We start from the raw sequence: 20,175 nt of genomic DNA on the forward strand, positions 1-20,175 counted from the left end.
ATTCAATATGAAAAAAAACCCTACTTCAATACTTGCCTTTATTTGCGTTTTAGCAATTTTAGGTGTTATATACGCCACAATGATGCCCCAATGGGTTTCAAAAAATGAAGAAGCCCTTGCAGAATTCTCAACAGAAAGGGCCCTCAATCAGGTTAGGATTATTTCCCAAAAACCCCATTATGTGGGATCGACTAACCATGAACTTGTTGCGAATTACCTTAAACTTGAACTTAATCGCATTGGTTTAGAAACATCAATTCAGGAAGGTTTTACGCTAAATGACAAAGGTCTTTTGGTAAAATCCAAAAATATCCTGGCGCGAATAAAGGGAACTAACAACTCAAAAGCACTTTTATTACTGTCCCATTATGATAGTGCTCCGCATTCTTTTTCAAAAGGCGCAAGTGATGATGCGTCTGGTGTTGCAACAATCCTCGAAGGAGTTCGTGCTTTTTTATATTCTAAACAGGCGCACAAAAACGACATTATAATTCTCTTTTCAGATGCAGAAGAATTAGGTTTAAACGGCGCGGCACTTTTTGTGAACCAGCATCCTTGGGCGAAAGACGTAGGTTTGGTTTTAAATTTTGAAGCCAGAGGTTCTTCAGGACCAAGTTATATGCTAATGGAAACCAACAAAGGAAATGAAGCTTTGGTTCGGGAATTTTCAAACGCAAAAACCAAATATCCGGTTTCAAACTCCCTGATGTACAGTATTTATAAAATGTTGCCAAACGATACTGACTTAACTGTTTTTAGGGAACAGGGAAATATTCAGGGCTTTAATTTTGCTTTTATAGACGGGCATTTTAATTACCACACGCAACAAGACGATATTCAGCATTTAAACAAAACAACATTATCGCATCAGGGAACTTACTTGATGCCTTTACTAAAATACTTTTCAAATATTGATTTAAACTCTACTCAAACTACACAAGACAATGTTTATTTTAGTGTTCCTTTCGGATTCATTAATTATCCTTTTTCATGGGTTTTCCCAATGTCGGTTATCGCTTTAGGATTACTGATTCTTTTCATTTTTATTGGAAAAGTAAAACGCGTAATCTCATTCAGGGAAATTTTCAGAGGTTTTGTGCCTTTGTTAGGCTCTCTGATTATTTCAGGATTAGTGACTTTTTTAGGATGGAAAATAATTTTAGAAGCCTATCCTCAATATTCAGATTTGCTTAATGGCTTTACTTACAACGGACACGCTTATATTGGCGCATTTGTAACCTTAAGCATCGCGATTTGTTTTGCTTTCTACCACCATTTTTCGGAAGCAAAAATTACGATGAACCATTTTGTAGCGCCTTTGCTGCTTTGGATTATTATCAATTTATTTTTAGCCAATAGCTTAACAGGCGCAGGTTTCCTGATTATTCCGGTTTATTTCGGAATCCTTTTATTCGGAATATTTGTCATCACGCAGCATTATAGTTTAGGCTTGAATTTATTATTTGGTATTCCGGCATTAGCCATTGTTGCGCCATTTATTGTCATGTTTCCGGTTGGTTTAGGTTTAAAAATTCTTTATGGAAGCGCCGTTCTTACCGTTTTACTTTTCGGATTATTACTTCCTGTATTTGGTTCTTTCTTTAGAAAAGGAGCCTGGACAGTATTCTTTTTTATGATATCAATTGGCTTTTTCATTTATGCAGGTTCTAATTCAGGTTATGAATACGGAAAAGCAAAATCAAACAGTTTATTATATGTTTATAATGCCAATACAGATTCTGCCGTTTGGACCACTTATGATACCAATCTTGATGACTGGACCAGAACGTATTTAGGAAACACAAATCAAAATGCGGTTGGATTAAATAGTCTTCCTATTGCCAGTAAATACAATTCGACTTTTACATACAGCGCAATTGCACCAAAAATAGACATTGCAAAACCAACAATAGCATTCCTAAAAGATAGTGTAATTGGAAATAACCGATATTTAAAAATAAAAATTACGCCAAACAGAAAAGTCAATCGCTACGATATTTATGCAAATCCAAAAATGACGTTTTATAATTTTAAAGCAAATGGCGTAGCAACTTCAGGAGAAAAAAGCAATCGTTTGGAACGCGAAGATGTAAAAATTCTTTGTTATTATGTGGTGCGAAATGAACCGCTCGTTTTAGAATTCTACATTAATAAATCATCCATTTTTGATATGGATTTGATTGAAAGTTCTTTTGATTTAATGACAAATCCATTATTGAAAGTAAAACCAAGAAGCGACTGGATGATGCCAACACCTTTTGTTTTGAATGATGCCGTTTTAATTCAGCAGAAAATAAAAAGATTTACTCAGCCTGTAAATGTACCGATTGAAGCTGCGCCGGTAAAAGACAGTGCTACAGTTGTAGTTGATACGCTGAAACCTATTGTAAAACCAGAATAAAAACACTTATTATGGCAAAAAATATTTCTACAATCTACCTGAAGGCTCCAATAGAAAAAGTTTGGAGTGCCTTGACAAAACCAGAATTGGTTAAACAATGGCAGTACGGAAGTGATTTAATTACAGACTGGAAAGTGGGTAACGAAATCAGATTTAGAAATGAATGGGAAGGTCAGGTTTTTGAACAATGGGGAAAAGTTTTAGAAATTATTCCAAATCAAAAAATCAAGTATTCTTTGTTTTTTCCGAGACCTGAACTGGAAGACAAACCAGAGAATTATTTTATAATGAATTATGTTCTGACTGAAGAAGATCAAAAAGTGAAACTGGAAATTATTCAGGAAGATAATCGTCCGGGCGCCGTTCAGGAAGAACCGCAAGGCGACGAGAACCCAATTCTTCAAAGTTTAAAGGCGCTAATCGAACAATAGCGATTAAAGTAAAAAATAAAATGGGCAAACTTTTGCGTAAAGTTTGCCCTTTTTCATTTAACAGGCGCATTCAATTTTCAAACCTGCGTTTACTCCATTTGTCCCTTCGGTGGCATAACCGTCAAACTTCCACCACTCTATTCCGCCAATTAGTTCTTTTACTTTAAAACCTAATTTTGCCATATTCAGCGCTCCTCTTGTCGAGGCATTGCAGCCAATTCCGTCGCAATAGGTTACATACAAAATTTCTTTATCCAAATGTTGTGTACTTTCAACCGTCATTTCGCGATGCGGAAGATTAATCGCTGTCGGAATATGTTCTGCTTCATATCCAAAAGCCTTTCTGGCATCGATAACTATCACTTTTTCTCCATTATTTAAAGCGTCAAACAAATCAGAAGGATCCATTTCGAAGGCTAATTTGTTTTCATAATGTTTAATTTGTGCTTCCATTTTTTTTTAGTTTTAATGATTTAGTTTTTTCCAAAAGTAACAGAACATTATATGCGATAAAAACGAAAAGAATTCATCGATTTGATTACTTTTTTTCATCGAAAAGCCATTCTAAAATTTTGTTCCTTTGTATTCTAATTCTCAAAAGATGGAAATACGTCATTTACGATTGATAAAAGCAATTGTTGAAGAAGGAAGCATAACCAAAGCTATCGACAAACTTCATTTAACACAATCGGCTTTAAGTCATCAGCTTAAAGAAGCCGAATATCAATTGGGTACGCCTGTTTTTTTTAGAATGAATAAAAAATTGGTTTTAACCAAAGCGGGCGAAAAAATGTATGAGATTGCCAATGAAATTCTGGATAAACTTTCTCAAACCGAATCTCAGATCAAGCAAATGGTTTTTGGCGAACATGGCGAAATCAGAATCAGTACCGAATGTTTTTCAAGTTATCACTGGCTGCCGCGTGTTTTAAAGCAATTTCATCTTTTATATCCCAACGTCGAATTGAAAATCGTGACAGAAGCAACTCACATTCCGTTACAAAAATTACTCGAAAACACCATTGACATTGCCATTATCAGCGATCAGATTAATGATAATAACATCAAATACCTGGAACTTTTTCAGGATGAGGTTGTGATGGCCGTTTCTGAAAATCACGCTTGGGCTAATAAAAAATACGTCGTTGCAGAAGATTTTGTTGACGAACATTTACTGATTCATTCTCTTCCAATGGAAACCGTTACAATTCATCAGTTTGTTTTGGCTCCTGCCAAAGTAACGCCAAAGAAGATTACAGCCATCCCTTTAACAGAAGCTTCCCTGGAAATGGTAAAAGCCGATATGGGCGTCATGTCGATGGCAAAATGGGCTTTGCAGCCTTATTTGAAAAACAATCCGGTAAAAGCTATAAAAATTGGCAAAAATGGCCTTAAAAGAAAACATTTCATCGCCATTCGGGAAAATCAACAGTATCCGGATTATTTTCATCACTTTATAACCTTTCTACAAACCGAAATCAACCTTCAATGGAATATACAATAAGACCTTGCGAAATTGCCGATTTACCTAAATTGGTTGTTCTGTGCCAAAAACATGCTGAATATGAAAAAGCCGATTATGATTCAACTGGAAAACAAGAAGGATTAAAAAAAGCTTTGTTTGATAAAGACCCGAAATTTCATTGTTTACTGGTATCAACGCCAAATGACATTGTTGGATATGTTTCGTATAATTTTTTCTATTCTACCTGGGAAGCCGGCGATGTCATTCAAATGGATTGTTTGTATTTAGAAGAACAAGCGAGAAATTATGGCATTGGCGAAGTTTTGATCAATAAATTAAAACAAATCGGAAAAGAGAAAAATTGCGTCAATATGCAATGGCGAACACCGCAGTTTAATGATAGAGCCATAAAATTCTACAACAGAATTGGCGCAAAAGGAAAAGAAAAAATCTGTTTCTTTTTAGATTTGTAATATAAAATTGATGCTGAAGTATTTAATCTCGCAAAGGCGCTAAGACACAAAGTTTAAGTCAATAATGAAATTGAATAGCCTCCAGCTTTAGCTGGATGGAAAATATAGCGAAAGAGAGGGCTTTAGCCAAATCAAAGATAGTTTGGCTAAAGCCCTTCCTGTTAAATCTTATTCTCCAGCTAAAGCTGGAGGCTATTCAAAAAAACTTTAAACCTTTGCAACTTTGAACCTCTGTACCTTTGAACCTTTGAACCTTAAAAAATAAAATGAAAAAAATAAGCATATTAGGTTGCGGTTGGCTGGGTTTGCCATTGGCGAAAAGCATCATCGCAAAAAAGCGATATTCCATAAACGGATCTACAACCTCTGAAGATAAACTTTCCATTTTGAAAGATGCCGGTATAAATCCTTTTTTGGTTACGTTGGAAAGCGAAAGTGTTTCAGAAAGTATAAAAGCATTTTTATCAGAAAGTGAAATTCTGATTATCGATATTCCCCCAAAACTACGAGGGAATAACACTGAATCATCCGATTCTTCAAAAAAGGTTTTTGTAGAAAAAATGGAAATTTTGATTCCGTTTATAGAAAAATCAGCGGTAAAAAAAGTATTATTTGTAAGTTCAACTTCTGTTTATGGAGATGAAAATGGTTTAGTAACCGAAGAAACAATTGCGAATCCGGAAACGGAAAGCGGCAAACAATTGCTTTTGGCGGAAGCCATTTTACAAAATAATCAAAACTTTGAGACTACAATTTTACGTTTCGGCGGATTAATTGGCGAAGACCGTCATCCGGTAAAGTTTTTGGCAGGAAAAGAAAATCTGGAAAATCCAGATGCTCCGGTAAATTTGATTCATCAAAAGGATTGCATCAACATTATTGAAGAAATCATTGATAAGGCAAAATGGAATGAAATCTTTAATGCCGTGGCGCCTTTTCATCCCACCCGTTCGGCATATTATACTCAAAAAGCAAAAGAACAAAATCTCGTTTTGCCAAAGTTCAGTGCTGAAAAATCGAATATTACCAAGATCGTTTCAAGCGAGAAAATAGAAAGCATCTTAAACTATAAATTCAAGTTAGAAAATTATTAGACATTTTTGTATGTCAGGCTGAGCGTAGTCGACGCCCTTTTGTTTTCATTAGCCTTCGACTCCGCTCAGGGTGACAATCGTGTAATCTAGAAACACTCCTAACTTCAATTACTTATATAACTTATATGGTTTAAAAAAAACTTTGCTCCCGATAACTATCGGGATTGAACCTTCATATCTTTGTGATAACTTAAAAAATTATGGAAACAGTTTACATCAATTCACCTTTAGGAATCACCAAAATTGTTGGAGATCAAGACGGCGTTTCTGTAATATCCGTTTCTGATGTGGGGACAAATGAAGTTTCAACAGAGATTCCCAATGTTTTAAAAGAAGCAGTTTTGCAGCTTGAAGAATATTTCGATAAGAAAAGAACCGATTTTAGTTTCAAATTAAATCCACAAGGAACTGAATTTCAGCAAAAAGTATGGAAAGCGTTACTTGAAATTCCGTATGGAAAAACTATAAGTTATATGGATCAGACCAAAAAGCTGGGCGATATAAAAGCAATTCGCGCTGTTGCATCTGCAAATGGAAAAAATCCGTTGTGGATTGTAGTTCCGTGTCATCGTGTTATTGGCACAAATGGTTCTTTAACCGGTTACGCCGGCGGATTGTCCCGCAAGAAATGGTTATTGGAACATGAAAATCCTAGTACACAACAAAGTTTATTTTAAAAATAAAACACGAATTTCACGAATTAGCAAGAATTAAAGTAGTTGTCGATAGATTGAAATTAAGTAAAATTCTTGAAATTTGCAGAAGAAGAATTATATTGCATGATTTATTTTATAAGTTATTTCTTATTTTAAGTTCTATATGCGTACATTTATCTACACAAAGAATTAGTGAAAATTAGTGCAATTCGTGGCAAAATAATATGATTGAAAAAATAAACCTCAACAACATACTATTTCTGGATATTGAAACTGTTCCGGAAGAAGAAAACTTCAATTCGCTTGATACAGAAATGCAATCACTCTGGGATTTGAAAACACAATACCAGCGAAAAGACGATTTTACTCCTGAAGAATTCTACGATCGTGCCGGAATCTGGGCAGAATTCGGAAAGATTATTTGTATTTCGGTTGGATATTTTACTATTAAAGGCGATGTGCGAAATTTTCGTGTAACATCGTTCTTTGGCGATGAAATGAAGATTCTTCATGACTTCAATAATCTGCTGAACAATCATTTTAATCAACCCCATCATTTATTATGCGGACATAACGCCAAAGAATTCGATATTCCGTTTATTGCGCGAAGAATGATCATCAATCAAATTCCAATTCCGGACAAACTGAATTTATTTGGAAAAAAACCTTGGGAAATTCCGCATTTGGATACTTTAGAATTGTGGAAGTTTGGCGATTATAAACATTTTACTTCCTTAAAATTATTGACTAAAATTCTCGGCGTTCCATCGCCAAAAGGCGATATTGACGGAAGTCAGGTGGCACATGTTTTTTATGTTGAAAAAGATATTGACCGAATTGTAACCTATTGTGAAAAAGATACGATTGCCGTAGCGCAGATTTTCCTGCGTTTGCGCCGTGAAGATTTATTAATTGATGATGAAATTATTCACGTATAGTTTTTTTAAGGTGCAAAGGTTCAAAGTTGCAGAGGTGCAAAGGTTTTATCTTTAGGATTTAATATTTTAGGAAATGACTCATCAGGAAATCTCACATCATCGACTTGTTTCTCAGAAGCTTTTGGAAACAAATTCTCATTCTCCACAAGAAATTGTGCATCATTTGGGCGCGATGCAGGCTCAGGATTATTCGATGGCAAAATGGGCGATTGGTTCTAGATGTGATGCTACTGAAAAAGAGATTGAAGAAGCGATAAATTCAGCAAAAATCATTCGAACTCATATTTTGCGTCCAACCTGGCATTTTGTTTCGGCAGATGATATTTATTGGATGTTGGATATTTCCGGACCGCAAGTACAAAAAATGACAATTTCGGCGGCCAAAAAATATGATTACGATATTAAGAAACTCAATCAGATTAATGCGACGATAGAAAAGCTATTATCCGGCAACAATCAATTAACACGTGAAGAAATTATGCAGGAACTAGATATCAAAAAAAGTTCCGGTCAGGAGTTTTTAGCGGCTGCTATTATGATGCATGCTGAATTGGAAGGTTTAGTTTGTAATGGAAAAATGAAAGGCAAACAAATAACGTATGCCTTGCTGGAAGAACGGGTTCCTAAACCAAAATCCAAATTAACCAAAGAAGAAGGTCTTGCTAAATTAGCCCTAATATACTTTGAAAGCCACGGCCCTGCTACACTTCTTGACTTTTCGTGGTGGTCAGGTTTTCCACCCACAATCTGCAAGCAAATCGTTAATGCAATAGAGTTGCAATTGAATTCTGTTGAAATAGATAATCAGATTTATTGGTATAGAAATCAAAATAATAAAAAGCATAACTTCAAGGAAAGCATTCATTTTCTTCCTGCTTTTGATGAGATTTTAATTTCGTATAAAACCCGTGAAGCTTCTATTCTTTTAGAACATCAATCGAAAGCTTTTACCAACAATGGCATTTTCAAACCGATTATTTTGGAGAACAGCAATGTCATCGGAACATGGAAAAGAACTGTCAAAAAAGATCATGTCAAAATAGAAACTGATTTTTTTAACGAAACTGAGAATCACAAAAAAGAAATTCTGTTTAAAGGAATTAAAGCTTTTGAAAATTACCTGCAAACCAAAATCGTTATTGAATAAATCGATTTTTCACTAAATCATTGCAAATTTTTATAAATACTTCCCTTTTCGGCACTAAAATCTTTGTGCATATTATCTCGAAATAATTACATTTACAAAAAAAACAGCGTTATGGTATTAAGTAGATTTTGGTTAACTATTTTTATTTCGTCGATTATCTTCATTATAGTAAGTTTGTTTACGGCCAACAATTACACCATTGATTATGTTTTGAATGGAAAAAAAGACGATCCGATTCTTGTTTCAGAAAAATACGCTGAACAGCTTCCGGCTTTTATCAAAGACAGCATCAAAAAAGCACCGGATCAAACGATGATTATCAATCGTGATACACTTAATTCGGACACAACGTATGTTTACACTAACAAAACCGTAAAAATTTATAGTGGTGTTCAAAAATCCGATGGTTTATTGCCAACCTGCAAAAGCACTTTGATTGATTTAATTTTACCGCTTATCGCTTATCTGGCTTTTTTCTGTGGATTAATGGAACTTTTAATCATTTCAGGGGCTTCCGGAAAATTGGCTAAAGCATTGAGTCCGGTTTTTGTAAAAGTGTTTCCAAGTATTCCAAAAAACCACCCTTCGATATCATATATGACTTTAAACTTTGCTGCTAATTTCTTAGGATTAGATTCGGCTGCAACTCCGTTTGGCTTAAAAGCAATGGAAAGTTTACAGGAAATAAATCCTGATAAAGACAGGGCGAGTGATGCACAAATTATGTTTATGTGTCTTCATGCTTCAGGTTTAACCCTAATTGCCACTTCAATTATTGGCTATCGCGCTGCTGCCGGCGCAAGTAATCCGGCCGATGTAATGCTTCCATGTATTATCACTTCATTTATCGGTACAATTGCCGCTTTCCTGATTGTTGGAATTAAACAAAAAATCAACTTTAAAAGTGCTTCTCTTGTTATCGCCTTAATGGTATTAATCGCTGCCATCATTGGTTTACTGATGTATGTAAACCATTTGGATTTAATTGGAAAAAACTTTTTCACCTCTAACCTTTCCGGATTGATATTGCTGGGAATAATTCTGTTTACCCTAATTTTTTCATTTATAAATGAGAAGAAATTTCGCGAAGCAAACACAACCGTTTTTGATACGTTTGTAGTTGGAGCAAATAATGGCGTTAAAACTGGAGTAACTATTTTTCCGTACGTTTTAGGAATGTTAGTCGCCATTTCATTATTTAGAAATAGCGGATTATTTGAAATTATCAGCGACTGGATTGCCTTTATTTTTTCGAATATGGGCGTAAACAAACAAATTACCGATGCTTTACCTGTTGCTATGCTTCGACCTTTTAGTTCTGCAGGATCACGAGGATTTCTGATTGATTCTATGAATACTTTTGGCGCAGATTCCTTAACGGGAAGATTGAGCAGCATTTTTCAATGCAGTGCAGAAAGTACTTTTTATGTTATTGCTGTTTACTTTGGTTCTGTAAACATAAAAAATACCCGATACGCTTTAGGCACAATGCTTTTGGTAGACGTGATTTGTGTTGTTACGGCGATTTTTGTGGCTAGCTGGTTTTTTTAATTTAAATCTAAATAAAATTTGTTCCGTGTAACCGGATTAAATCCGGCCCTACAATATGATTCGAGCCGCTGGCTCTTTTTGTAGAGTTCCGGAGGAACAGTTTATTTTGTAGAGCTGGATTTTAATCCAGTTTAAATATATAATCGAAAAATTAATTATTTTGTAGGAATTTTTATATTATTGCAACAGATTAAAAAAACGTTACAATTAATATAAAATGTCAAATACATACCATCAGGTTTACATCCAGGCAGTTTTCGCTGTAAAATACAGAGAAGCAATTATCACTACTGCATGTAAATCGAAAATATTAAGTGTTATAGGAAATTTAATAAATGAAACGGGTTGCAAAACGATAATTGTAAATGGAACGGAAGATCATGTTCATTGCCTTTTAAGCTTAAAACCTACCGTTTCAATTTCGGAATTAATGAAAATTGTCAAAGGGAAATCATCAAAATATATCAATGATCATCATTTGACAAAGTCAAGATTCGAATGGCAGTAAGGTTATGGCGTTTTCTCTTATAGCAGATCTCACATTGATGCCGTTTATAAATATATTGCCAATCAGGAGGAACATCATAAAAAACAAAACTTTAAAGACGAGTATTTAACATTTCTGAATAAATTTAATGTCAAATTTGACGAAAGATATGTTTTTGAAAATTTAATATGATTCATTTAAACCGAATTTATTTAAACGGAATTTTATTTAAACTGGACTAAAGTCCAGCCCTACAATATGAATCGAGCCTATGGCTCTTTATTTAGAGTTCCGGAGGAACGGTTTATTTTGTAGGGCCGGATTTTAATCCGGTTTAAAATCATAACACATAGCAAACCGGATCTTAATCCGGTTTAAAAAACGATAAATCAAATATCAATGAAACCCCAATATTAAAATGCGGTTAAAACCAGACAACACATAAATAATGAAACCACAACACATTTTCTTTTTATTTCTTTTAATAAGCTGCCAGAAACCAAAGCCGGTTTCGCAATCTCAAACAAAAAATATTACTTCACAAAATACACCAGCGGCTTCAATTGCTACAGAGGAAAAGTTTTTAAAAACAGATACAATCCCAATTTCTAATGGAGAAGAAAATGCTTCAGGCAATTATGTTCTGGCAAATCTTTTAGATAAAAAAGTCGATAAAGACAGCATTGTTACCGTAAAATACCGATTGGATTTTTATGAGAATAAGAAAAAAAAGGCATCGGCAAAAGTTACAATTGATGGCTATCAAAAAGGATCTGAATGGGGAGCAGATTATGGTTTGGCAACTGCCACTTCTAAAAACAAATCATTTATTCAAATAACTTTTGGATATCCTGCCTGTGGCTATAATCAGAATAATTATCTGTATCATTTAGAAGACAAAGATTTACAATTGGTTTACCAATGGGATTCCATGACAGACAGTGGCTGGGGAAGCTGGGTTGAATTTATGACTCCGAATTCAAAAGATTCTGAGGCATTTTACTGCAAAAGGGTTTCCTTTGAACCGGAAGATGATAATGACGATATGGGAAAAGTTACTTATTCTGATTCGATTGTCTTTCGCTTAAGCGGAAATAAATGGAAAAGCCAGTTACTTTCTGCAAAAGACAAAGCGTATTTTGAGAAAAAAATGCCGTTTAACGAATTCCACAACATAAAATAATCTCTTCAAACGGATCTTATTCAAATTCTTTCTTAGGTAAATAATTTTTAACTTTGCCAAAAACAAAGAAATGATTGATTTTATATACCAGGATCCTTATCCTATTTTAAAGGATGAAACACAATATCGCAAAATCACTTCAGATTTTGTAAAAGTTGAAAAATTTGGTGAACGTGAAGTTCTTACTGTTGATCCAAAAGGATTAGAATTATTGGCCGAAGAGGCTTTAACAGATGTTTCGTTCATGTTGAGAACGTCGCATTTACAAAAATTAAGAAAAATTCTTGACGATCCTGAAGCGACAGACAATGATCGTTTTGTGGCTTACAACTTGCTTCAAAATGCTTCTGTTGCTGCCGAAGGACAATTACCAAGCTGTCAGGATACCGGAACGGCGATTGTGATGGCCAAAAAAGGAGAAAGCATCTTTACCGGTGTTGATGATGCTGAATGGTTAAGCAGAGGAATTTTTAATACCTATCAAAAACGTAATTTAAGATATTCTCAAATTGTTCCGATTTCGATGTTTGAAGAGAAAAATTCAGGATCGAATCTTCCGGCGCAAATCGATATTTATGCTAAAAAAGGAGATTCTTATGAGTTTTTATTTATGGCAAAAGGCGGTGGATCTGCCAACAAAACCTACTTATATCAGCAAACAAAATCTTTATTGAATGATAAATCTATGGATGCTTTCATTCGCACAAAAATCAAAGATTTAGGAACTTCTGCTTGTCCGCCTTACCATTTGGCTTTGGTAATTGGAGGAACTTCCGCGGAAGCGAATTTAAGTGCGGTTAAAAAAGCATCAGCAGGATATTATGATCATTTGCCAACGAGCGGAAATATGGCTGGTCAGGCTTTTCGTGATTTAGAATGGGAACAGCGCGTACAGCAAATTTGCCAGGAAAGTGCTATTGGTGCTCAGTTTGGCGGAAAATATTTTACACATGATGTTCGTGTTATTCGTTTGCCGCGTCACGCAGCTTCTTGTCCGGTTGGATTAGGTGTTTCTTGTTCTGCGGATAGAAATATCAAAGGGAAAATTACCAGAGATGGAATTTATGTGGAACAATTAGAAGTAAATCCAAAACAATTTTTGCCGGAAACAGCTCCGCATTTAGAAGCTCCGGTTGAAATAGATCTTGATCAGCCAATGGCTGATATTTTGGCTAAATTGAGTCAATATCCTATCAAAACGCGTTTAAAATTAAACGGAACTGTAATTGTTGCGCGTGATATTGCACACGCAAAAATTATGGAACTTTTAGAATCCGGTCAGCCAATGCCGGAATACTTTAAAAATCACCCGGTATATTATGCAGGACCGGCAAAAACTCCGGACGGAATGGCTTCGGGAAGTTTTGGCCCAACAACCGCTGGCCGTATGGATGTTTATGTAGATGAATTCCAAAAACATGGCGGAAGTATGATTATGCTGGCAAAAGGAAACCGTACCAAACAAGTTACGGATGCCTGCAACAAATACGGCGGATTCTATTTGGGTTCTATTGGTGGTCCGGCGGCAATTTTAGCGCAGGATAATATCCTAAAAGTAGAAGTTGTTGATTTTGAAGAATTAGGAATGGAAGCCGTTCGTAAGATTACGGTTAAAGATTTCCCTGCTTTCATTATTACGGATGATAAAGGAAATGACTTTTTTGAGAACTTATAAGGTTTGCCACAAAGGCGCTAAGACACAAAGTTATATTATACAAAAACCGCCAATTTAGGCGGTTTTTTTGTGTCTTATAATAATTTTTGTGTCTTAGCGCCTTAGTGGCAAAAACATTTGCGGTTAAATATCAGGCACTTTTATCTTCACTTTCAAAAGCTATGAAATGTGATAATTCGCCTTTGATATTAAAAACAGGAACTCCGTTGATTTTACATTTGTAAGTGCGTCCGTTCTTTTTATAATTTTCAATTGTTTTTTCAAATGGAACTTGTAGTTTAATCGCTTCTCTGATTTCTTTTAAAGCAACATCACAAGTTTGAGGTCCCTGAAATATTTTTGGGGTTTTTCCAAGAACTTCTTCTTCGGTATAACCGGTCATTTTTTTAATTCCCGTTGAAGCAAAAACAATTTTTAGGTTTAAATCTGTAACTACAATTACCTCATCTTTAATTCGTTCCTTTATTTTTAGCTTTTTTTCGTTCCAATTAAACTGACTGGATATTTTGCTGACTTTTTTTAAATCAGTAAAAATAGCCTTGAGTTCATTTACATATTCGTAATGAAAATCCCATGCTAAGATCGGAACCGAATTTCGATTTAAAATTTCATCAGAATTGTCTTTTTTCATCTCAAATGATTTATTTCGTAAGCAACTTCTATAAAGGTAAATTGAAAATCTCTAATAATCTTACGGAAACCCTCATTTGATGCGTTTTTAACACTATTTAAAAGGAAAATTTCAACTGAACCACAACTGCCTTTTTCTCTTCTGTATTTAAATTGCTCAAAGAGATTCCGAGTAATCGAACTGAATCTTTCATTTTTTCCTGATACAATAGCTCTTCAACAACTTCAAGAATTAGACTTTTATCTGCAATAAAATAAGGCAGAGTCTTGCTTCGTGTTTGTTGTGTGAAGTCGCTGTATTTGATTTTAAGTGTTACCGTTTTGCCGGAAATATTATGTTTTTTTAGTCTTTTTTCTAATGAAGTTGCTATTCTTTCCAATTGTTCCAACATGAAAATTTCTGAAGAAAGATTGACATCAAAAGTATGTTCTGCCGCAACAGATTTGGTAATTCGCGAAGGCTTTACTTCGCTGTTATGAATTCCGCGAACCACATTATAGTAAAAAGCGCCGGATTTCCCGAAGTGTTTCTCCAGAAATTCTAGCGATTTTGTTTTTAAATCAGCTCCGGTAAAAATTCCCAGTTGGTACATTTTTTCGGTCGTTACTTTTCCAACACCATAAAATTTCCGAATCGGCAATTCTTCCAGAAAAGGTATAATCTCATCCGGATTTACGGTTTTTTGTCCGTTTGGTTTGTTGATGTCGCTGGCAATTTTAGCCACAAACTTATTGACTGAAATTCCTGCTGATGCCGTTAATCCAACTTCATTCAGGATTCTTAATCTAATTTCCTGTGCTAATAAACTCGCGCTTGGATTTCCTTTTTTGTTTTGAGTGACATCAAGATAAGCTTCGTCAAGCGAAAGTGGCTCCACCAAGTCTGTATAGTCATGAAAAATTTTATGAATTTTGGTCGATATTTCTTTATACCGATCAAAACGCGGACGTACAAAAATAATTTCCGGACAATATTTTTTGGCTAAAACTCCGCTAATGGCACTTCTAACACCAAATTTTCGGGCTTCGTAACTAGCCGCCGCTACTACTCCTCTATTCTCTGAACCGCCTACAGCAATGGCTTTTCCGCGTAAAGCCGGATTATCCATCTGCTCTACGGAAGCATAAAAAGCATCCATATCAATATGGATAATTTTTCGATATACAGGCGCTTCAGACATGTTACAAATTTAAAAAGGAAAAGCAATAAAAAAGCGCTCAAAGTAGTTATAAATAATATCAATTTTAAAGATTATCAACTAAACAGCATCAAACAAATCATTTTCTTTATTTTTGTACCTTATTCGAAATAATTTAAAATGCGAACATTTGTTATAGGCGACATACACGGAGGATTACTCGCACTTGAGCAAGTGTTGAAAAAAGCCAATGTTACTAAAGAAGATACTCTTATATTTTTAGGGGATTATGTTGATGGCTGGAGTCAATCGGCAGATGTAATCGAATATTTGATTGATTTAAAAAGCAAACAAAACTGCATTTGCATCAGAGGAAATCACGATCAACTGGCATTAGACTGGCTTGAAAACCGAAATGAGGAATTTGACGAGGAAATGTGGTACAAACATGGCGGAAAAGCTACTGTTGAAGGATATTCGAAACTTTCTGAAGAAAAAAAGAAAACACATATTGCTTTTTTTGAAGCGCTGCAGGATTATTATCTTGATGATCAAAACCGATTATTTGTTCATGCGGGTTTTACAAATCTAAACGGTGTTGTCTGGGAATACTTTCCGAAATTATTTTATTGGGACAGAACACTTTGGGAATCAGCACTTTCATTAGATCCTAATTTAAAACCAGGTGATTTATATTATCCAAAACGTTTTACGGTATACAAAGAAATATTTATTGGCCACACGCCTGTAACCAGAATTGGTGAAACAGTTCCAATAAACAAAGCGTGCGTCTGGAATGTTGATACCGGAGCTGCTTTTAAAGGCCCTCTGACGATCATGGACGTAGATACCAAGGAATTCTGGCAAAGCGATCCGTTAAATGAACTCTATTTTAATGAAAAAGGTAGGAATTGATGTGTAAAAAACTAAATTTGCAATCCAAATAATTAATATTTAAGTTTATGAAAAAATTTATTACACTTTTGTTTTTAGCATCATTCGGATTCACACAGGCTCAAAAAGCTTTTTCAGGAAAAGGTGATATGAAAGTTAACGTAGGTGCAAATTTACAAGACGGTGGTTCAGGAATTCAGGGATCTATTGATTTCGGTTTAGGAGAAAATTTCTCATTCGGATTTGTTACAACTTATTTACTTGGAGTTGATAATTTTTCAGGAGTTTACCACAATAATCCAACTCCATACTATGATGCAAAACCAAAATTTCAGGATCGTTTTGATGCAAAAGCAAGAATCAATGCTAATTTAAGCAGCGTTATTGGAGTAGAACAATTGGATGTTTACCCAGGTTTAAGTTTAGGATTACACAATTTTGGCGGACACGTAGGTGGTCGTTACTTTTTTACTGACGGATTTGGTGTTTTCACAGAAATCGGATTCCCAATTGCAAAATATGGTAACGATAATGATGTATTCGATCATTTAAACAATCAGGCAACTTTTAGTTTAGGAGCTTCTTTCAATTTATAAGATTCTAAAACTATTATAATATTTAAAAGCGTTCGTTATGAACGCTTTTTTTGTTTCCCGCAAATTCGCAATTTGTTTTAATTCTTTGTGTTGCTCTGCGAAAAAGCTTTGTGTTACTCTGGTAAAATAAAAAATTATGTTTAATCGCGCAAAGACGCTAAGGCGCAAAGTTTTAAATTCTTTGTGTTGCTCTGTGTAAAAACTTTGTATAACTCTGTGGTAAAATCTTTTTGCAACGAAATTACAACTGTCTTAAATCAAAAAGCCCCGCAAATCGCGAGGCTCTCTTTTTTTAAAACTACAATTTTTTATTTCTTAGCGAATTTCTTAACGATTTTTTTGCTACCGTTGTTTAATTCGATGATGTAAATTCCTGTGCTTAATTTACTTACATCAATAGGGTTTCCGTAAAGTTCTCCTGAACCTATTTGTTGTCCTATTGTATTTGTGATTTTATACGTATATCCGTTAGTTTCTGAAATTGAAATATTTAATTCACTTTCAACCGGATTTGGATATAATGCAACACTTGAAGTTTCTACTGTTTCTGGTAATTTTGCAATTTCTTCAACAACAACGGCTCCAGAAGCGGTAATGTTTATTGAATAATCTTCAACTTGTCCGTAAGAGAAAGCCTCACAAGCTGTTGGAATTGCGTTGTATTTCATAGAAACTCTTAATCTTGTTGTACCAAGAGTTGCTGTTGCAGGAATTGTAATAGTTCCTGTTACCGGAGTTGTTTTTGAAGCTGCTTTTGTCCAGACTGTTTCTCCAGAATCTGAGAAATCACCATCCTGGTTGTAATCTATAAATACAGCATAACCTTCGTTGTAAGTTGTCGAAGTCCATACAGGCGTGATTGTAATGGTGTAAGCCGTTCCTCTCGCTGCATTTGTAGAAATTGCAGTATAGTTTTCATACCCTGTTGTTCCTGTTGAAGTATTGTTTATAGTTCCAAAAACAACTTTGCTGATTCTTTCATCTGCAGTACTATTTCCTTGAGATGTGCAATATGTAACACCTGCAGCAGTTGTAGTAATGTTTACTGTACTGCTTGAAGCAGAAATATTTCCTGCAGCATCTTTTGCTTTTACGCTAAAAGTATAAGCAGTTGAAGGTGTTAATCCTGTTACGGTATATGATGTTGTTGCAGAAGAACCTTTTAAAGTTGTTCCCTGGTAAATATCATATCCGGTTACAGCAACATTATCTGTAGAAGCTGTCCATGTTAAATTCGTAGTAGTTCCGGTTGTTCCTGAAGCTGCTAAAGCTGTTGGAGCACTTGGTGCCACCGTATCTGTAGATCCTGAATAGGCAGCTCCAACTCCAACTGCATAAAATGCATTTGTTGTTGCAATAACTTCTGCAGATCCTGCACCGTATAATTCAACCGCAGATTGTATTCCGTATGTTCTTGCAATTGCAAAAGTTGAGTTAGCACTTAAATATTCACTTTCCAGACGATAAGCGATTTTTGCTGCTTTATCGATTGTAATTCCTGTTACGTTATAAGCATTTCCAAGGTCATTTGTTCCTGATTTACCCACAGAAAGAATATAAAACCAGTGATTTAAAACTCCTGAATTCGTATGAACACCACAATAATCATTACTGCTTGTAGGTGTACAACCCACATTTATCCAATAAGTTCCGCCATAAGTATCCGGCTGACCTTCGGCATTTGGATCACTCATAGAACGCAAAGCAACGTGCCCGCTTCTTCTTTCAATATCTTCCCCTACTAACCACGTTGATTTTGTTGGTGCTGCACGATATTCGATACAAGCTGCCCAGATATCAGAGAAAGCTTCGTTCATCGCACCTGATTCTTTTTGGTAAGCTAAATTTGCTGTATAAGTACAAATCGCATGGCCTATTTCGTGACCGGCAACATCTATAGAAGTCAGGATATCAAAACCTCCGGTTCCGCTTCCGTCGCCATAGGTCATTACACTTCCGTTCCAAAAAGCGTTATTATTGCTTGAATATCCGGCAGCAATTAAATTATAGTGAACATAACTTTTAATTTTAGCTCCGGCATCATCATAACTGTTTCTTCCGTGAACGGCAGACCAGTAATCATAAGTCATTTCAGCTCCCCAATGTGCATCAAGAGCACCATTGTCTTTGTTGGTGTTATTAAATTCTGCTGCGGTCCAGTTATTGTCTGCATCTGTAAAATTGGTTGTTGGATACGTTGCAGTTCTGGCAGAATTATAAGTTTGAATTCCCAAACCGCGAGTTCCATCCAATAAAATATAAGAAGATCCGCTTAAAGTTGTTTGTATGGTTTGTGTGCCGCTATAGCGAGTAGCTGCATTTGCTGCAACAATTGCCATTTTTGAAGCTGCTTCTTTTTTCTCGTTTGAGAAATTAGCAGTTCCCTTTGATTTCCCATGGATACTTTCGCCGGCATGTTTTATTGTTGCATTATAAAACAACGCTTTTCCGGTTTCTGCATCAATGTAAAGATCGCCACGGCTTAAAGGTTTTGTAGCATAAATATCAAATTTATAAGCTAAACGAACTTTATCACTTGCACGTTTTTCGCCTTGTTCTTCCATTGCCGGAAGCAAAACAAGTTCGCCTGTAGGTTTTTGATAATCCATTGCCTCAGCATCTTGTGGTTTTTCCCAAAGATATTCTGTTGCGTGCGTGTAGCTAAGTGCTTTGTTAAAAGCGTCTTCAGCAGAAAGTTTAGGGACAACTTTTACGTTTTCAAGATTGTAGAATTCACCATTCATCGAAGTTAGTTTCCCATCTTTTGAATGTAAAGTATAATTCGCAAATTCTACTTTGATTCCCTGTTCATACAATTGAAATTTTTCATGTGTATAACCTTGTTTGTCTGATTGGGTTTTAATTTTTGCAAAAGTCTGAGAGTCTTTTAAGCCAAGTTGTTCCTTAAAGACTTTTTGTGCATCTGAACCTTTGTAGGTAGATTTTTCATTGAAGGTAATTAAACTCGGTTGGCCATTTTCCGAAACATTTTTCTGGCTCACTTGCTTATCTGTTTGCGCAAATGAAGTAAAACTGAAAGTAAAAATTGCGGCGGTCGCCATAATTCCAGGTAATTTTTTTTTCATAATCTAAGGGGTTTTTAAAGTTTGGTCAAATGATTACAAATAAAATATTTAACGTAAGTAAATACTTTAATTTGTGTTAAAAGTATTTTAATTTTGTTAGATAATCGATGAAATTTGCCGTTAATCGATAAAATGCAACACTTTTTACTTTAAATTCACTTTTATTTAACAAACTGTAAGAATTTCTCAACTAGAAAGCCCTAAAATTAATAATTTAATGATCTTAAAAACTCATATATAAAAAAAATAGTACAGATAATCAATGTTGTAAGAAATAAAACCTGACATATTCTTCAGTTTATCTTACAAAAAAAAGCCAGCTTAAAAAA

At 35.1% G+C, this 20,175-nt stretch carries 17 protein-coding genes and 1 pseudogene; 14 read left to right on the top strand and 4 right to left on the bottom strand.

Annotation, left to right across the window (positions count from 1 at the left end; translation table 11 throughout):
- Positions 1 to 7 precede the first annotated feature (7 nt).
- On the top strand, positions 8 to 2,401 hold the full coding sequence (locus AC3QL1_RS04520; protein ID WP_492495467.1) for a M28 family peptidase: 2,394 nt from the start codon (positions 8 to 10) through the stop codon (positions 2,399 to 2,401).
- A gap of 11 nt (positions 2,402 to 2,412) precedes the next feature.
- Positions 2,413 to 2,832, top strand: a complete 420-nt coding sequence (locus tag AC3QL1_RS04525; protein WP_492495469.1) for an SRPBCC family protein — start codon at positions 2,413 to 2,415, stop codon at positions 2,830 to 2,832.
- Positions 2,833 to 2,889: 57 nt separating this feature from the next.
- On the opposite strand, the gene AC3QL1_RS04530 is transcribed toward AC3QL1_RS04525, so the two are convergent.
- Entirely contained in the window at positions 2,890 to 3,285 is a 396-nt protein-coding gene (locus AC3QL1_RS04530) for a rhodanese-like domain-containing protein (protein WP_492495471.1), read from the bottom strand.
- A gap of 148 nt (positions 3,286 to 3,433) precedes the next feature.
- On the opposite strand from AC3QL1_RS04530, the gene AC3QL1_RS04535 reads away from it, so the two are divergent.
- From AC3QL1_RS04535 to AC3QL1_RS04580, 10 genes and pseudogenes are all read left to right on the top strand, one after another.
- The gene (locus AC3QL1_RS04535; protein ID WP_492495473.1) at positions 3,434 to 4,336 is read left to right on the top strand and encodes a LysR family transcriptional regulator; all 903 of its coding nucleotides are present in this window, start codon (positions 3,434 to 3,436) and stop codon (positions 4,334 to 4,336) included.
- Positions 4,321 to 4,770 (top strand): GNAT family N-acetyltransferase, encoded by a 450-nt coding sequence (locus AC3QL1_RS04540; RefSeq protein WP_492495475.1) that lies wholly within the window; start codon positions 4,321 to 4,323, stop codon positions 4,768 to 4,770. Before AC3QL1_RS04535 ends, AC3QL1_RS04540 begins: the two co-directional genes overlap by 16 nt.
- Positions 4,771 to 5,036: 266 nt before the next feature.
- Complete coding sequence (locus AC3QL1_RS04545; RefSeq protein ID WP_492495477.1) at positions 5,037 to 5,864, top strand: SDR family oxidoreductase; 828 nt, start codon at positions 5,037 to 5,039, stop codon at positions 5,862 to 5,864.
- Between the two features lie 200 nt (positions 5,865 to 6,064).
- A complete protein-coding gene (locus tag AC3QL1_RS04550) occupies positions 6,065 to 6,541 on the top strand; it encodes a methylated-DNA--[protein]-cysteine S-methyltransferase (protein WP_492495479.1) in 477 nt (158 codons plus the stop codon).
- A gap of 203 nt (positions 6,542 to 6,744) precedes the next feature.
- Positions 6,745 to 7,458 carry a 3'-5' exonuclease gene (locus AC3QL1_RS04555; protein WP_492495481.1) on the top strand — a complete coding sequence of 238 codons (714 nt, stop codon included), beginning with the start codon at positions 6,745 to 6,747 and terminating at the stop codon, positions 7,456 to 7,458.
- 73 nt (positions 7,459 to 7,531) lie between these two features.
- A complete protein-coding gene (locus AC3QL1_RS04560; RefSeq protein ID WP_492495483.1) occupies positions 7,532 to 8,605 on the top strand; it encodes a winged helix DNA-binding domain-containing protein in 1,074 nt (357 codons plus the stop codon).
- 111 nt (positions 8,606 to 8,716) lie between these two features.
- Positions 8,717 to 10,156: a nucleoside recognition domain-containing protein gene (locus AC3QL1_RS04565; RefSeq protein WP_492495485.1), complete on the top strand. Its 1,440-nt coding sequence runs from the start codon at positions 8,717 to 8,719 to the stop codon at positions 10,154 to 10,156.
- Between the two features lie 217 nt (positions 10,157 to 10,373).
- Positions 10,374 to 10,835 (top strand): annotated as a pseudogene (gene tnpA, locus AC3QL1_RS04570) (IS200/IS605 family transposase).
- A gap of 256 nt (positions 10,836 to 11,091) precedes the next feature.
- Positions 11,092 to 11,826: a hypothetical protein gene (locus tag AC3QL1_RS04575; RefSeq protein WP_492495486.1), complete on the top strand. Its 735-nt coding sequence runs from the start codon at positions 11,092 to 11,094 to the stop codon at positions 11,824 to 11,826.
- 70 nt (positions 11,827 to 11,896) lie between these two features.
- Complete coding sequence (locus AC3QL1_RS04580; protein ID WP_492495488.1) at positions 11,897 to 13,501, top strand: fumarate hydratase; 1,605 nt, start codon at positions 11,897 to 11,899, stop codon at positions 13,499 to 13,501.
- Positions 13,502 to 13,631: 130 nt separating this feature from the next.
- Here the strand turns inward: AC3QL1_RS04580 and AC3QL1_RS04585 are convergent, their stop codons facing one another.
- Positions 13,632 to 14,132, bottom strand: coding sequence for a PAS domain-containing protein (locus AC3QL1_RS04585; protein ID WP_492495489.1), 501 nt, complete (start codon positions 14,130 to 14,132; stop codon positions 13,632 to 13,634).
- A gap of 97 nt (positions 14,133 to 14,229) precedes the next feature.
- Positions 14,230 to 15,312, bottom strand: a complete 1,083-nt coding sequence (gene dinB, locus AC3QL1_RS04590; RefSeq protein ID WP_492495491.1) for a DNA polymerase IV — start codon at positions 15,310 to 15,312, stop codon at positions 14,230 to 14,232.
- Positions 15,313 to 15,450: 138 nt separating this feature from the next.
- Here dinB and AC3QL1_RS04595 point away from each other — a divergent pair, with 138 nt between their 5' ends.
- Positions 15,451 to 16,185, top strand: coding sequence for a metallophosphoesterase family protein (locus AC3QL1_RS04595; RefSeq protein WP_492495493.1), 735 nt, complete (start codon positions 15,451 to 15,453; stop codon positions 16,183 to 16,185).
- 47 nt (positions 16,186 to 16,232) lie between these two features.
- Positions 16,233 to 16,760, top strand: a complete 528-nt coding sequence (locus AC3QL1_RS04600) for a DUF6646 family protein (protein WP_492495495.1) — start codon at positions 16,233 to 16,235, stop codon at positions 16,758 to 16,760.
- Between the two features lie 308 nt (positions 16,761 to 17,068).
- Here AC3QL1_RS04600 and AC3QL1_RS04605 read toward each other — a convergent pair whose 3' ends face one another.
- Entirely contained in the window at positions 17,069 to 19,846 is a 2,778-nt protein-coding gene (locus AC3QL1_RS04605) for a M4 family metallopeptidase (protein ID WP_492495497.1), read from the bottom strand.
- Positions 19,847 to 20,175 lie beyond the last annotated feature (329 nt).

It is taken from the genome of Flavobacterium sp. GW823-FHT04A11 (genome assembly GCF_058796535.1).